11 protein-coding genes are annotated in these 14,521 nt (G+C 61.5%); 5 read left to right on the top strand and 6 right to left on the bottom strand.

The features are described from left to right. The first annotated feature begins 91 nt into the window (after nt 1–91). The gene (locus QMY55_RS23095) at nt 92–409 is read left to right on the top strand and encodes a DMT family transporter (protein ID WP_283486431.1); all 318 of its coding nucleotides are present in this window, start codon (nt 92–94) and stop codon (nt 407–409) included. Nucleotides 410–458: 49 nt separating this feature from the next. Here the strand turns inward: QMY55_RS23095 and QMY55_RS23090 are convergent, their stop codons facing one another. From QMY55_RS23090 to QMY55_RS23080, 3 genes are read right to left on the bottom strand one after another with little or no spacing between them, the layout of a single operon-like run. Next, nucleotides 459–1,928: a c-type cytochrome gene (locus QMY55_RS23090; protein WP_407650569.1), complete on the bottom strand. Its 1,470-nt coding sequence runs from the start codon at nt 1,926–1,928 to the stop codon at nt 459–461. Nucleotides 1,929–1,934: 6 nt separating this feature from the next. Then, nucleotides 1,935–3,722: a GMC family oxidoreductase gene (locus tag QMY55_RS23085; RefSeq protein ID WP_283486429.1), complete on the bottom strand. Its 1,788-nt coding sequence runs from the start codon at nt 3,720–3,722 to the stop codon at nt 1,935–1,937. A gap of 3 nt (nt 3,723–3,725) precedes the next feature. Further along, a complete protein-coding gene (locus QMY55_RS23080; RefSeq protein ID WP_283486428.1) occupies nt 3,726–4,484 on the bottom strand; it encodes a gluconate 2-dehydrogenase subunit 3 family protein in 759 nt (252 codons plus the stop codon). A 171-nt stretch (nt 4,485–4,655) separates the two neighbouring features. Between QMY55_RS23080 and QMY55_RS23075 the strand changes: the two genes are divergently transcribed. After that, on the top strand, nt 4,656–5,786 hold the full coding sequence (locus tag QMY55_RS23075; protein WP_283486427.1) for a 3-deoxy-7-phosphoheptulonate synthase: 1,131 nt from the start codon (nt 4,656–4,658) through the stop codon (nt 5,784–5,786). A 192-nt stretch (nt 5,787–5,978) separates the two neighbouring features. Here QMY55_RS23075 and QMY55_RS23070 read toward each other — a convergent pair whose 3' ends face one another. Together QMY55_RS23070 and QMY55_RS23065 are read right to left on the bottom strand one after the other, a co-directional pair. Further along, the gene (locus tag QMY55_RS23070; protein ID WP_283486426.1) at nt 5,979–6,497 is read right to left on the bottom strand and encodes a GNAT family N-acetyltransferase; all 519 of its coding nucleotides are present in this window, start codon (nt 6,495–6,497) and stop codon (nt 5,979–5,981) included. Nucleotides 6,498–7,032: 535 nt separating this feature from the next. Continuing rightward, on the bottom strand, nt 7,033–7,206 hold the full coding sequence (locus QMY55_RS23065) for a hypothetical protein (RefSeq protein ID WP_283486425.1): 174 nt from the start codon (nt 7,204–7,206) through the stop codon (nt 7,033–7,035). Nucleotides 7,207–7,363: 157 nt separating this feature from the next. Here QMY55_RS23065 and QMY55_RS23060 point away from each other — a divergent pair, with 157 nt between their 5' ends. From QMY55_RS23060 to QMY55_RS23050, 3 genes are all read left to right on the top strand, one after another. After that, nucleotides 7,364–8,659: a dicarboxylate/amino acid:cation symporter gene (locus tag QMY55_RS23060; protein ID WP_283486424.1), complete on the top strand. Its 1,296-nt coding sequence runs from the start codon at nt 7,364–7,366 to the stop codon at nt 8,657–8,659. Nucleotides 8,660–8,736: 77 nt separating this feature from the next. Next, nucleotides 8,737–9,375 (top strand): response regulator, encoded by a 639-nt coding sequence (locus QMY55_RS23055; RefSeq protein WP_283486423.1) that lies wholly within the window; start codon nt 8,737–8,739, stop codon nt 9,373–9,375. A 646-nt stretch (nt 9,376–10,021) separates the two neighbouring features. Further along, a complete protein-coding gene (locus QMY55_RS23050; protein ID WP_283486422.1) occupies nt 10,022–11,647 on the top strand; it encodes a CotH kinase family protein in 1,626 nt (541 codons plus the stop codon). Nucleotides 11,648–11,769: 122 nt separating this feature from the next. Here QMY55_RS23050 and QMY55_RS23045 read toward each other — a convergent pair whose 3' ends face one another. Next, a complete protein-coding gene (locus tag QMY55_RS23045; RefSeq protein ID WP_283486421.1) occupies nt 11,770–14,415 on the bottom strand; it encodes a hybrid sensor histidine kinase/response regulator in 2,646 nt (881 codons plus the stop codon). Nucleotides 14,416–14,521 lie beyond the last annotated feature (106 nt).

The following is a 14,521-nucleotide window of genomic DNA, read 5'->3' as shown; positions in this document are numbered from 1 at the left end:
TCACTGGCAGGGACGACCTTGCCTGGCCGTGCAGCGCATGGCTGGATTCTTTGCCGGGACGACCTGGCCATGCAACTTTTTCGAGGTTTATATGGCTTGGGTTTATCTGCTGATTGCGGGTGTTTTGGAAGTGGTCTGGGCTTTCACCATGAAGCAGTCCCACGGTTTCACCAATTTCAAATACAGCGCCATCACCATCGTGGCGATGATTGCCAGCTTTGGCCTGCTGTCGGTGGCCATGCGCACGCTGCCGCTGGGCACGGCTTACACGATCTGGACCGGTATCGGTGCCGTGGGCGCGTTTGTGGTGGGCGTGCTGGCGCTGGGCGAAGCGCTGACGCCCATGCGGGTGGGGGCGGCGGTGCTCATCGTCAGCGGCCTGGTGCTGATGAAACTGTCCTCTTCTTGAAAAAAGACCGCCTAGGCGGTCTTTTTGATGGGGCAGAAAGCGCAGCCTGCTAGGGCTGGTCGTTCCGTGCGGTTGGTGCAGGCAGTGTCTTGCGCATTTCCTGCACCTGGGTCGCCGAAACTGCGGCCGCCTGATTGCCCCAGCTGCGGCGTACAAAGGTGACGAGGTCTGCCACCTGCTGGTCGCTCATGCGCCAGGCAAATGCAGGCATGGTGAAGGTGGATGGACGCGTGGCCGTGGCTGGCAGCTTGCTGCCTTGCAGAACGATGCGGATCAGATTGTTGGGGTCGTCGCCCAGCACTGCGGCATTGCCCGCCAGGGCCGGGAACACCTGCTGGTAGCCCTTGCCATCGCTGCGGTGGCAGGCTGCGCAGTTGTCCAGGTACAGGGCGGAGCCGTATTGCTTGGTGTCCCCTTTCCAGAGGGCATTGGCAGTGTCGGGGCTGGCCGCAAAGCGGCTCTTTGGCTTGCCTTGCGCGGGCAGTGATTTCAGGTAGACGGCGATGGAGTTGAGATCGCTGTCGCTGATGTGCTGCGTGCTGTGCGCAATCACGTCGCTCATGCCGCCGAACACGGCCGTGTGGTTGTTGCGGCCGGTCTTGAGCAGGGCGACGATATCGGCCTCGCTCCAGGCCGCCAGGCCATCGGCATCGTTGCCGCGCAGGCTTTTGGCAACCCAGCCATCCATGGGCTGGTCGCCGCCGCTAAGGAAGCGGTTGTCACTGCCGTCCAGGGCTTTTTCGGCCATGGTGAAGGAGCGCGGCGTATGGCAGGCGCCGCAGTGGCCCAGGCCTTCGACCAGATAGGCGCCGCGCAGCCTGGCATCGGCCGTGGGGGCTGCGGTTTCGGACTTGGCCTGCACCTTGTCGGCATCGGGAGCAAACAGGCTGCGCCAGATGCCCAGCGGCCAGCGCATGGAAAGCGGCCAACGGATGCCGTTTTCGGGCGGCTTGCTGTCCACCGGCTTCACTTGCTGCATGAAATAGGCGTAGAGGTCCTTCATGTCCTGCTCGCTGACCCTGGCATAGGACGGGTAGGGCATGGCCGGGTAGAGGCTGCCTTTTTCCCTGTCCTTGCCGTGGCGCACGGCCTGGTCAAAGTCGGCAAAGCTGTAGCTGCCAATGCCCGCAGTCTTGTCGGGCGTGATGTTGCTGGAATAGATGGTGCCTATGGGGGTCTCCATGGGCAGGCCGCCGGCAAAAGGCTTGCCGCCCGGAGCAGTGTGGCAGGCCACGCAGTCGCCCATGCGGGCCAGGTAGGCACCGCGCACCAGCGGGTCGCTGGAGGTGGCTGCGGTGATGGGCTCCGGCGGCTGGTGCGCAGCTGTGGTCACCATGTCCTGCGGCCCGGTCTGGCCGCGTGCGGCAGGAACATTGGAAACCGTAGCTGCTGGCGCCAGACTGGCGCTAGTTTCAGCTTCTTTTTGCGCCCAGGCGCTGATGCCAAGTGCGCTGGCAGCTATCACTGAAATAGCAACCAGGCGGCGCTGCAAGCGGGAAGATGGTCGGGTCATGGGCATCCTCCTTCAGGCCTTGAGCAGAGCGCCAGGCTGCTTCAGATATTGCTCGCGAATCGCGCGCGCCGACCAGTAGGCCAGCGCTGCCACCAAGCCCGTGGGGTTGTAGCCCAGGCCCTGTGGAAAGGCCGAGGCCCCCAGCACGAAGACGTTGTGCACATCCCAGCTCTGCAGATAGCGGTTCACGGCGCTGGTGTTCGGGTCGGTGCCCATGATGGCGCCGCCGTTCAAGTGCGTGGTCTGGTAGCTGTTGGTATCGAAATGCGAGCCTTCCTTTTTGCCCGAGATGCTGATTGCCTGACCGCCCATGGCCTTGGCAATGGCGCTCATTTTTTCCTGCATGAAGAGGTTCATCCTGATGTCGTTAGGCTGCCAGTCGAAGGTCATGCGCAGCAGCGGGTTGCCGTAGGCGTCCTTGTAGGTCGGGTCCAGGCTCAGGTAGTTGGCGCGGTAGCTCTGGTGGGCACCGTGTGCGTCCATGGACACGTTGTGCGTATAGGCCTCGGCCACGCCTTTCTTCCAGCCGCTGCCCCAGTTGGGCGTGCCTGGCGCCGTCGGTGTACCGGCAATGGGCTTGGCGCCCGCCTGGTTGACCCAGAAGGGCGAGCCGCCCACAAAGCCGGCCGGGCCGTGGTCGAAGTTGTCGGCGTTGAAATCATCGACGGCAATGCCGTTGCCGCCCGCTCCCATGAAGTTGTTGGTGTGGTGCTGGTCCTTGCCGAAGAAGACCTTGATGGTGGCCATGTTCTGGAAGGCAAAGTTCTTGCCCACGGTGCCGGTGTTGCTGACCGGGTCGTAGGGCTTGCCAATGCCCGACAGCAGCAGCATGCGCACATTGTTGAACTGGAAACTGCACACGGCAACGATGTCGGCCGGTTGCACCACCTCGTTGCCCGATGCGTCGATATAGGTCACGCCCGTGGCGGTCTTGCCATCGGCTGCGAGGTTGATGAGCGTGACCTGGCATTGCGTGCGCAGCTCGAAGCGCGGGTCCAGCCGCAGTGCGGGCAGGATGTTCACATTGGGCGAGGCCTTGGAATACATATAGCAGGCGTAGCCGCTGCAAAAGCCGCAGAAGTTGCAGGGCCCCATCTGCACGCCATAGGGGTTGGTATAGGGTCCGGAGGTGTTGGCCGACGGCATGTTGTAGGGGTGGTAGCCCACGGCTTCCGCGGCCTTGCCGTAGAGCATGGCCGAGACCGAGTTCATCTGCGCAGGCAGCGGAAACGGGTTGGATCTATCGGGTGCAAACGGATTGCCGCCTTTGCCAGCGCCGACTGTTTCGCCCTTGACCGACCAGGCCGTGCCCGAGGTGCCGAACACTTTTTCGGCAAAGTCGAAATGCGGCTCCAGCTCTTCGTAGCTGACGCCGAAATCCTGGATGCTCATGCCCTCGGGTATGAACTTCTTGCCATAGCGCTCTTCATAGTGGCTGCGCATGCGCAGCTCCATGGGGTCCACGCGAAAGTGCACGCCCGACCAGTGCAGACCCGCGCCGCCCACGCCGGTGCCCGGCAAAAATGCGCCCAGTTGGCGGTTGGGCAGGGCCGTGTCGCTGCTGGTGTGGCGAATGGTGACCGTCTCCTTGGACACATCGACAAACAGCTTTTTGCGCGAGTTGTAGGTCAGCTCATCCATGGTCTGCGGATAGACGCCGTCCGGGTCGGTATCGCGCATGGGGCCGCGTTCCAGCGCGAGTACGTTGAGGCCCGCTTCGGTCAGCTCCTTGGCGATGATGGCGCCCGTCCAGCCAAAGCCGATGACCACCACGTCTTTCTTGGCAAGTGTCTTGCTCATGGCTCAACCTCGCTGTCCGTGGATGGAAACCGGTGGCTGAGGGTAGGCCTCGTCGCGCTCTATCCAGTCCATGAAGTCGGCTCGCGCGCCGGGAAAGCCGATCAGCTTCCAGCCCACCATGTCCTTGTTGCCGCCATGCAGCGGGTCGCTGAAAAAGCCTTCCTTGGTGTTGCCCCAGAGCATGGCAAAGAACGTGGCCGATGGCAGGTTGTCAAAGCCTTCCACGCCATGCTCCATGGCGCTCAGCGCCTTGTCCTGATCGGCGGCGGACAGCTCGGCAAAGTCCTTGCCCAGGTTCTGGCTGCACCACTGGTTGGCTGCGGCAATGCCCAGGCGGTAGATCTCGCGCGGGCTCAGGCGCAACTGGTAGCCCATTTCCGGGGCGGCATCAGGCTGGAACGGACCCTGCATATACCAGTTGCTGCCGGCGGCATAGGGCGTGTCCATCTGGCGGTCGATGAACTCGGGCACGCCCGCTTCCAGGGCGCCGGGGCCCAGTTCGTCCTTGGGTATCAGCCTGGCTACTGCGCTTTGCAGAAAGCGGTATTCCTCGGCGCTGAAATAGCTGGGCCGGTATTGGGCCGCATCGCGCAGCGCCGTGTTCACGGCCGGGCCGGGAACCATGGGTAGATGGCTGTTGTCGAGGGTGGCCAGGGTAGCTGCGCCGCCAGCGGCGGCGACGGCGGCCACGGGGATGATGGGCAAGGAGCGGCGAAAGAAGGCGCGTCGCTGCGGATTGCCAGGCTGGTTGTTGTTGTCCATGGTTGTGGGGCGAGGTGAATCCAGCCCTCACTGTTGAGCCTCATGCCTGTCAGCCTTGTCGGATTGCAGGCGTAATGCCTGTCAGCGGTCATAGCGTTGCCCGCAGAACTTGCGGCGCTGGCGAACCTGTGTGCCAGGTGGAGGAATCGGTGCGCTGCGACAATAGCGGCCATGACTGCAAGCTCCACACCATCTTCCTCCGCACCGGCCCGCAAGAGCGCACCGCGTCTGACAACGCTGGACAAGACCCGTATCGACGACACGCGCATCAAGATCGTGCGCCCGCTGCTGACGCCGGCCTTGCTGGAAGAGTGGCTGCCCGTGACCGAAGAGGCGCAGCAACTGGTGGAATCCAGCCGCGCCGCCATCTCGCGCGTGCTGCATGCCCAGGATGATCGGCTGGTGGTTGTGGTCGGCCCCTGCTCGATTCACGATCACGAGCAGGCCATGGACTATGCGCGACAGCTAAAACGTCAGGCCGATGCACTCCAGGATGATTTGCTGATCGTCATGCGCGTGTACTTTGAAAAGCCGCGCACCACGGTGGGCTGGAAGGGCTATATCAACGACCCGCACCGCGATGGCAGCTTTGCCATCAACGAAGGGCTGGAGCTGGCGCGCAGCCTGCTGCTCGACGTGCTGGAGCTGGGCCTGCCCGTGGGCACGGAATTCCTGGACCTGTTGTCGCCGCAGTTCATCAGCGACCTGGTCAGCTGGGGCGCCATCGGTGCGCGTACCACCGAGAGTCAGAGCCATCGCCAGCTGGCCAGCGGCCTGAGCTGCCCCGTGGGCTTCAAGAACGGCACGGATGGTGGTGTGAAGGTGGCTAGCGATGCCATGCTGGCCGCGCAGTCATCGCATGCCTTCATGGGCATGACCAAGATGGGCCAGAGCGCGATTTTCGAGACGCGCGGCAACCAGGATTGCCACATCATCCTGCGCGGTGGCAAGGCGCCCAATTACGACGCGGCCCATGTGCGGGCGGCCTGCGAGCTGCTGGAAAAGAGTGGTCTGCGCCCGCAGGTGATGATCGACCTCTCGCATGCCAACAGCAGCAAGCAGCACCGTCGCCAGATCGAGGTGGCGGCCGATGTGGCGCAGCAGGTGGCAGCTGGCGACGAGCGCATCACCGGCGTGATGATCGAGAGCCATATTCACGAAGGCCGTCAGGACATCGTGGAAGGGCAGGAGCTGCAATACGGCGTCTCGCTGACCGATGCCTGCATCAGCATGGAGCAGACCGTGCCCGTGCTGGAGCAACTGGCTGCGGCCGTGCGCGCGCGCCGGGCGGCCAAGGCTTGAGCGAGGGTTGGGCAGTGCGGCTCCTGAAACAGGAGCTGCTACCGCTTGATATTCAAGCACTTCAGCATGTTTGATGTCTGAAGTTCAGGTGGCTTGAGCGCAAGCTGCTATAGAGCATTGCGGGCGGGCCGCTTTCCAAGCGGCAGATGCCCGGTGTCGATTGACGCCTTGCGCTGTTGCAGCTGATCGGAACTACAGCGCCAGCGTCAGCCGCAGCATGTCCTTGAGCTGCACGCCGCGCTCCCATAAAGGCGTGGTGTAGTTGCGCAGGAAAAAGTCACGTTCGATGCTGCTGACGCGAAACCCCAGACGTTGATAGAACAGCAGCTGATCGCCAAAACTGCCTGTACCCACGTCCAGCTGCTTGATGCCCCGCTTGCGCAGCTCGCCTATGGCGTGGTGCAGAAGGGCCGAGCCAATGCCGCTGCGCTGCCAGGAGGGGGAGACGGCCATATTCATCAGCTCCCAGCTGTCACGCTCGGGCTGGGGTGGCTGCAGCACGCAAACGCCGATCAGCGCCCCGAGACCGCTGGGCGTGAACTGCGCGGTCTGGCGCGCGGCATAGCAGGTGCTGCCGGGCAGATAGCGCTTGACCTTCTCCCGTGACGGATCGGCCAGCAGCAGCAGCGGCCAGGGAGCTTCCGCAGGATTCATGGGCGTGATATGCCAGGCGGCGGGACGGCTGGAGTCGGGCGGCTTGGATGTGCTCATGCCACCTCCTGCCCGGCGCAAAGCGGGGCGCAGCCATGGCAGCCAGGCTGGGTGATGGCATTCATGGGATGACCCAGAGCGCTGGTCATCTGCTGCAAACCTTGATCACGCACCATTTCCACTTTCCGCCAGCCAGCAACAGTTGCCGGCCCATTTGTATTGTCAACAGGCGATAGCGTAGCAGCCGGGGCATAAACCAGTCAGGGAATCAGCAAATCGCTGCTCCATCACCGTGGGCTGCGCGCAGGAACCACGCATCCATTGGCGAAGAGAGGGCACGAGGTGAAGTGCTGCTGAAGTGCTTGTGCGCAATCTGTGACGCTTGGCAAAGATGGAGGTGTGGCTTATACTTGAGAACAAGGGTTTACCCTTAGGGTGAAACCCGGTATTGGCAGTGTTTGAGATGCGTGCTGCCTATCGCTTGAAGTGCATCTCTTGAGTCCATAGAAAGTTCATCATGCGCCAAGCCATCAATTCCCTGATCGAGTTCATCCAGGAAGCCCGCGAGTTCCATCTGGATCTGGCAAACCAGTAATCACTTCACTGGTCTGAAGGCTGAGCCGCCGTCCGAGGCGGCTTTTTTTCGTCCCTGTGATGCACAGCGCAGGCGGAAATCAATGTGCATGACCTGTTCTCTATTTTGTGAAAATGCTGTGGAAAAGTCTGTGCATTCAAGGCGCTGAAAACCTCCGGCATCCGTATCGGGCATGAGATTGCGCCGCTGGCAGAGGGTGCGTGAGAGGAAGCTGACGCCCCTCGCATCGGGCGTTTAGCTGACAGCCACTCCAGCCATAGGCGGCGCACCATTTCACCTGCGGTCGTCAACACGAAACATCCAACAGGCGACTGCAGATTGGAGGATTGGTATGCAGCCCGTCGTTGAGTCTCCTGCAGTACACCAGCATCTGCCTTTTTACAGGCACCTCTATTTCCAGGTCATTGTGGCCATCGTGCTGGGGGCCTTGCTAGGCTATTTCAGCCCGGAACTGGCCGCCAAGTTCAAGCCGCTGGGCGATGCCTTCATCAAGCTGGTCAAGATGATCATCGCGCCAGTGATCTTTCTGACCATAGTCACCGGCATTGCCGGCATGACGCATCTGAGTGTGGTGGGACGGGTCTTCGTCAAGACCATGGTCTACTTTCTGTTTTTCTCCACGCTGGCGCTGGTGGTGGGCCTGGTGATTGCCAAGCTGGTGCAGCCTGGTGCAGGCATGCACATCAATGTGGCGGAGCTGGATCAGAGTGCTGTCAAAGGCTATGTCACGCAGTCGCATGACATGAGCCTGATCGGTTTTCTGATGGATGTTATTCCCAAGACGCTGGTCAGCCCGCTGGTGGGAGACAACATCCTGCAGGTGCTGTTTGTGGCCGTGCTTTTTGGCATCGCGCTGGCGTCGGTGGGCGATGTGGGCAAACCCGTGCTGAGCTTTCTGGAGTCGCTCACGGTGCCGGTCTTCAAGCTGGTGGGCATTCTGATGAAGGCCGCGCCGCTGGGGGCGTTTGGTGCGATCGCCTTCACCATCGGCAAATTCGGTATCGAGTCCCTGGTCAATCTTGCCTGGCTGGTTGGCACCTTCTATCTCACCTCGATCTTTTTCGTGGTGGTCATTCTGGGGGCGGTGGCGCGTTTCTGCGGCTTCTCCATCCTGAAGCTGATCCGCTACCTCAAGGCCGAGTTGCTGCTGGTGCTGGGCACGTCCTCATCGGAGTCAGCCCTGCCGTCACTGATGCAAAAGATGGAAAAAGCCGGCTGCAGCAAGTCGGTGGTCGGTCTGGTGGTTCCCACCGGTTATTCCTTCAATCTGGATGGCACGAACATCTATATGACGCTGGCATCGCTATTCATTGCCCAGGCCACCGACACTCATCTGACGCTGGGTCATGAAATCGCGCTGCTGCTGGTCGCCATGCTCAGCTCCAAGGGGGCGGCCGGCGTGACGGGCGCCGGCTTCATCACCCTGGCCGCCACGCTGGCCGTGGTGCCTGAAATCCCGATCGCAGGCATGGCCCTGATCTTGGGCGTGGACCGCTTCATGAGCGAATGCCGCTCGCTGACCAACTTCATGGGCAATGCCGTAGCCACGGTGGTGATTTCCAAGTGGGAAGGGGCGCTCGATGATGACAAGCTCCAGACCGCGCTCAGTGGAGAGGATGAAGCCTAGGCCCGGCCTCTGAACATCTCTGAGGCATACGTCCATGTCGCAGCGCGGTAAAGCCCGGTCATGGCAGACTGGCGCTCATGTCCGAGCCCACTTTTCTTGTCGCCGATGATCACCCGCTGTTTCGTGCTGCGCTGGTTCAGGTGCTGCGCGAGCATTTTGCGCATTACCGCATCGTCGAGGCCGCCAGTGCCCAGACCGTGGGCTCGGCCATGCAGGACCATCCCGAGATAGAGCTGGTTCTGCTGGATCTGGCCATGCCGGGCGCGCGCGGCTTTTCCTCGCTGCTGCATCTGCGCGGCGAATATCCTGAAATTCCTGTGGTGGTGATCTCGTCCAACGAGCACCCGCGCGTGATCCGCCGTGGTCAGCAGTTCGGTGCGGCGGGCTTCATCCCCAAGTCGGCGCCAGCCGAAGAGATGGCGAGTGCGATAGAGACGGTGCTCGAAGGCGGCAGCTGGTTTCCCCCCATGGCTGCCGCGCGCTCCGAGGCCGACGCGGCGCTGGCAGCCAAGCTAGCCCAGCTCACGCCGCAGCAGTTCCGCGTGCTGCTGTGCATTGCCGACGGCCTGCTCAACAAGCAGATCGCGCATGAGTTGGGACTTGCGGAGAACACCGTCAAGGTTCATGTGACGGCAATCCTCAAAAAGCTCGAGTGCTACAGCCGCACCCAGGCGGCGGTGCTGGTCAAGAGCCTGGAGCCGGAAAGCGCGGCCTAGAAGTCCTGCGGGACTGCTTGCCTGGCCCGTGCCATGCCATGCGCATGGCACGCCATCGGTCACTCGTTTGATTGACACATACGTCAGTCGAAATAAGTCGGCCCACCGTCGCCGCCGGCTTGAGCCATACCTGTCTTGATCGCTCCTGAAGCCGGAGACGGGCCTGAATGTGCTTTGAGTGGTAAGCACGGCATGAGTTCATCGGCCTGATGTAAACCCTGATGCACAAAACACAAATGGATGCAATAAATTAAACCTAACAAACCACGATTTAACAAAGGGAGAAACTATCTTGAAAAACCCCACGCGTGCTCATTGGCTTCAGGCTTCCGTGTTAGGTGCTTCTCTTGTTCTCGCTTCGTGCGGTGGAGGAGGGGACAGCTCTCCGACTGCCGGAAATGGTGGTGGCTCGGGAGGGCAAGAAACGCCTGGCGGCGGAAGTCCCGGTGGGGGCAGCCCTGGTGGCAATCCCGGCGGAGGCAATCCAGGTGGGGGTAATACTGGCGGAGAAACACCTGTCACTGCATCGCCTTTTGTTCCCAGCGCCGAAGATCTTCCGCGTGACCTGTACGCGGCGATGTACCTTGAATACGGTAATCCAGTCGATGGCAAATCGACGTTGCCGCCTTCGTTGCTGACATTGAATGTGGAGTATCAATCCACCGATGCACCCAAGAAGGGGCCTTATCTGAAGGCGGACAAGACCTGCGACAACACGCTGGCAAACGCTCCCGTCGAGAGCTACCCGGGTGGCAAGGTCTTGCTGAGCACGGTCAATCTTGATGTAAACGGTGATGACGACTGCGTGCCCGAAATCAAGGTCAAGGTCACCAGCAACGACGGCAATATTGCGGCTGCCGATGCCAAGCTGCGCATGCGAGGCAGCAGTGCTCGCACTGCCAAGCAAAAGTCCTATCGCATCAAACTCGACAAGAATGCTACCCCCTGGTTCGGCGAGCAAACCTTGCAGTTCAACAAGCACGCATCGGACTTGAGCCGCGTGCGCAACAAGCTGGCTTTCGACCTCATGAAGCTGGTTCCTTATCACGAAAGCCTGCGAACCCAGTTTGCGAGGATCAACTACAGCGGTGAAGGTACTCCATACGGCAACAACGGCGATATGGGCCTGTTCACCCATGTGGAGAAAATGGGTGACACCTATCTGGCTCGCCGCGGCTGGAAAGCAGGCTCCAATGTCTATAAGGCGGAGAACTTCAGTTTCGAACCCAGCGACATCGTCAACAGCAAGGGCAAGGTGCTGCTGCAGGCGACCACGCCGCCGGATATCAAGGATTTCGAGACCGTGCTGTCCCTGGAGTCTGATTCTGGCAACCACCAAGCCATCATTGATGTGGTGAGGGCGCTGGACAAGGACGAGGAGGATGCGCCGTTTGCCGCCACCTTCTCCCATTATTTCAACCGCAACAACTACCTGTCCTGGCTGGCTACGACCATCCTCTTGGGCAACCCGGATACGATCAATCAGAACTTCGGCCTCTACCAACCTCTGGGCACGGAGAAGTTCTACTTCCTGCCCTGGGACTACGACGATGCCCTGGCCAAGTACGACCAGCCGGGCGTCGATTACATCGACATGGAAATCATGACCGGCATCGGCAACTGGTGGGGCATTCCGCTGCACCGGCGCTTTATGTCCGATCCCAAGAACCTCAAGGATCTGCAAGCGGCGGTGGATGAGATCCGCAACAAGTATCTGACGGATGCAAACGTCGAAAAGCTGTTGAACAGCTACAAACCAGTGGTTGCGCCTTTCATCGCTCGCCAGCCGGACAATGCCAATCTGCCCGCTGACAGCGACCAGGGCACGAATGTTGAGCAGTGGGAAGAGCAATACAAGAGTTTGAAGCTGGCCGTGGGCAAGAACTACCAGTATTTTCTGAAGAGCTTGCAGCGCCCCATGCCTTTCTGGGTGGGCGTTACTTCGGACAAGAAGCGACTGGATTGGGGCTGGCCCGAGCCTTTCCACCCTCAGGGCAAGCCTCTGACCTATAGGGTTCAGATTGCCGCGGCGGCAGCCGATGCCTTCAAGGTTGGCGCACCTTTGCTGAAGGATATTTCGACGTCGAGCCAGACTTCGATAGATCTGAGTAGCCTGGCTGCGGGGCTGAGCGGGGATTATCTGGTACGTGTCAAAGCCAGCGATCCGGACAACAACTGGATATACAACTTCGAGAGCTATTACTTCGAAGCGGGCGATAAAACCATATATGGTGCGGCCTGCATGAAGATGCCTAGCGGCGATGGCTGTTAAGTAACCGTTGATGCGGCCGACAAACCCCGCTGGTCTCCGAAGGAGTCAGCGGGGTTTGCGTTTTTTGCCTGATCACGGCATCCACCGAATAGCCGGCAGTAGGAAGCAAGCTGTGCAGCACCTCAGAGCCTATTTCTCAGCAGCATCTGGCTGATCAGCGCCCTCAGGGCTGCCGGCCGAACGGGCTTGAGCAGAAAGCCCCAGGATTTTTCCGCAGCCTGGCGGCGCAGGGCGATGTTGTGCTCGGCCGTGACCAGGATGACCTGGGGCGACTGCTGCCAGCGCTCGCACAACTGCGGGTACAGGTCGGGGCCGTGGAAATTTCCCATGCGCACGTCCAGCAGCACCAGCTGCGGTGCCGATTGCGGCGTGGCCGCATCCAGCGCGGCTTGAGGGCCGCCGGCAAACAGCACCTCGCAGCCCCAGCGTCGCAGCAGTGCGGCCGTGGCCGTGCAGCTCGGTGCATCGTCATCGACATACCAGGCGCTGGCGCCTTGCAGCGGGGCGTCCTGCTCTGGTTCATGGACGATGGCGGCCGGCGTGTTCTGCGCCGTCAGCGGCGCGGCCTTGGCCAGCGGCACGCAGACCCAGAACACGCTGCCGCGGCCGAGCAGGGAGCGCAGGCCGATCTCGTGGCCCAGCAATTTGCCCAGCCTCTCCACGATGGCCAGTCCCAGACCGGCACCGCGGTCCTCGCCATGGCCTTCGCCCAGGCGGCGGAATTCTTCGAAGATTTCGCGCTGCAGGCTTTCGGGAATACCGGGCCCCTGGTCATGCACCTCGATGCGCAATTGCTCGCCCTGGCGTCGACAGCCTATGAGCACGCGGCCTTGGGGGGTGTAGCGTATGGCGTTGGACAGCAGGTTTTGCAGGATGCGGCGCAGCAGCGCTTCGTCGCTGCGGATGGTGTAGTGCGAGTCCATGGCCGTCAGGCGCAGGCCACGGCTTTGCGCAATGATGCCGAAGTTGTGCTGCATGACCTGCAGCAGAGGCCCAAGTGCGAAGTCGCGGATATGCACTTCCAGCTGGCCCGACTCCATGCGGGAGATGTCGAGCAGGCTGTTGAGAATGCTGTCCTGTGCGGCCAGGGCACCGTCTATGCTTTCAGCCACCCGGTGGCTGGCGTCGTCATGCAGATGGCTGCGCAGCAGCGAGCTGAACATGCGCGCTGCGTTCAGTGGTTGCAGCAGGTCGTGCACTGCCGCGGCCACAAAGCGGGTCTTGTAGCGGTTGGCTTCCTCGGCATCGTGCCGGGCTGCGTCCAGGTCGCGAGTACGCTCGGCGATGCGTCGCTCCAGCGCGTCGGCCAGCGAGCGCAGTTCGCGTGCAGCGTTCTTGTAGCTGGTGATGTCGGCATAGCTGGTGACAAAGCCGCCTTCGGGCAGTGGATTGCCGCGGATCTCCAGCACCGTGCCGTCGCTCTTGGCGCTTTCATGCAGATGTGGGCTGCCGCTGCGCAGATGCTCAAGGCGTCGTTGAATGGCTTGCTCCACATCGTTCTTGCCTAACAGACCACGTCTGGCGTTGTGGCGTATCAGGGCCTCAATGGGCTGGCCCACGCGCATCAGCTCAGGCGGGTAGCGAAACAGCTCCACATAGCGCGAGTTCCAGGCCACCAGCTTGAGCTCGGGGTCCACCACCACCACCCCCTGGGGCAGGTGCTGCAGGCTGCGCGAGAGGCCGGTATCGGCCTGCTTGGCAGCCTGCACAATGCCGTCCTGCGCCGTGCGCAGTTCCTGTGCGTGCTGGTGCAGCACGGTCTCCAGCTCCTGGCGGCTGCGCTGACGCAGCGCAGCCATGCGCTGGCGCTGGCGAATGAACAGCACCAGCAGTGACAGGGTCAGCCACAGGCCGGCAGCCGCCAGGCCTGCCCAGCGGCTGGCGGTCAGGCTGCTGTCGGTGTTGTGCAGCAGGTGCAGTTGCCACTGCAGATTGGGCAGGGCCAGGCTCTGCCAGAGAACCGGTCGCTCCAGGCGAGGCTCGCTGAACTGCGTCAGTTTGGTGTGCTCGCCAGTGACCCGGTCTATGCGGTATTGCAGCGGCTGCAGGCGCTGGTCCGCATATTGGCGCGTGGCTTCCATCTCCTGCACATCCTGCGCCGTCAGCGGGTGCAGCAAGCGATAGCGCCAATGGTCCTTGCTGGCCAGGAAAACCACGCCATGCGAGTCGGTGGCCAGCACGGTATCGGGCGAGAGCTGCCATTCGCTCTCCAGTTCCTGCAGAGCGATCTTGATGGCAATCAGCCCAAGCATGGAGCCGTCGTTGCCGAATATCGCCTTGGATAGAAAGTAACCCGCGACCCCCGTGGTCATGCCAATGCCGTAAAAGCGCCCCGAGCCATTGGCCAGCGCCTGTTGCACATAGGGCCGAAAGCTGTAGTCCGCTCCCACATTGCTGTGGGTCTCGCGCCAGTTGCTGGCAGCAATGGCCTTGCCTTGCAGGTTGATCAGCGTCAGCGTCGATGCCTGGCTGGCACCGTTGGCCTGTTCCAGCTTGCGGTTGAGGAGGTCGACTTCGGTGGCTGTCAGCGGATGGCTCAGTGCCTCCTTGAGCTGGCTGTCGAGTGCCAGCACCTCGGGCAGGGTGCGATAGCGGTCTATGCGTTGCAGCAGTGCCTGGGCGTACAGACCCAGCTGGCGCTGCACGCTTTGCCCTTCCTGCTGCAGCGAGGTACGCAGTGCAATCTGGCTGGCCAGCAGCATGCAGAGCAAGGTGCCGAGCAGCATGATCAGAACAGTCCAGAGCAGGCGATGGCGAATGAAACGCATGGTTGGGGCTTGAAAGCGGAAAGTGACGTGGCAAAGAGAGCTAGGTGCTTACCCTAGGTTGTGCCAATTCTCCATAGGGACGGCACCCCATCTAATACCAATAGGT

The sequence above is a fragment of the Comamonas resistens genome (assembly GCF_030064165.1).
Taxonomy (GTDB): Bacteria; Pseudomonadota; Gammaproteobacteria; order Burkholderiales; family Burkholderiaceae_C; genus Comamonas; species Comamonas resistens.
This window is presented reverse-complemented; position numbering and strand designations above follow the sequence as displayed.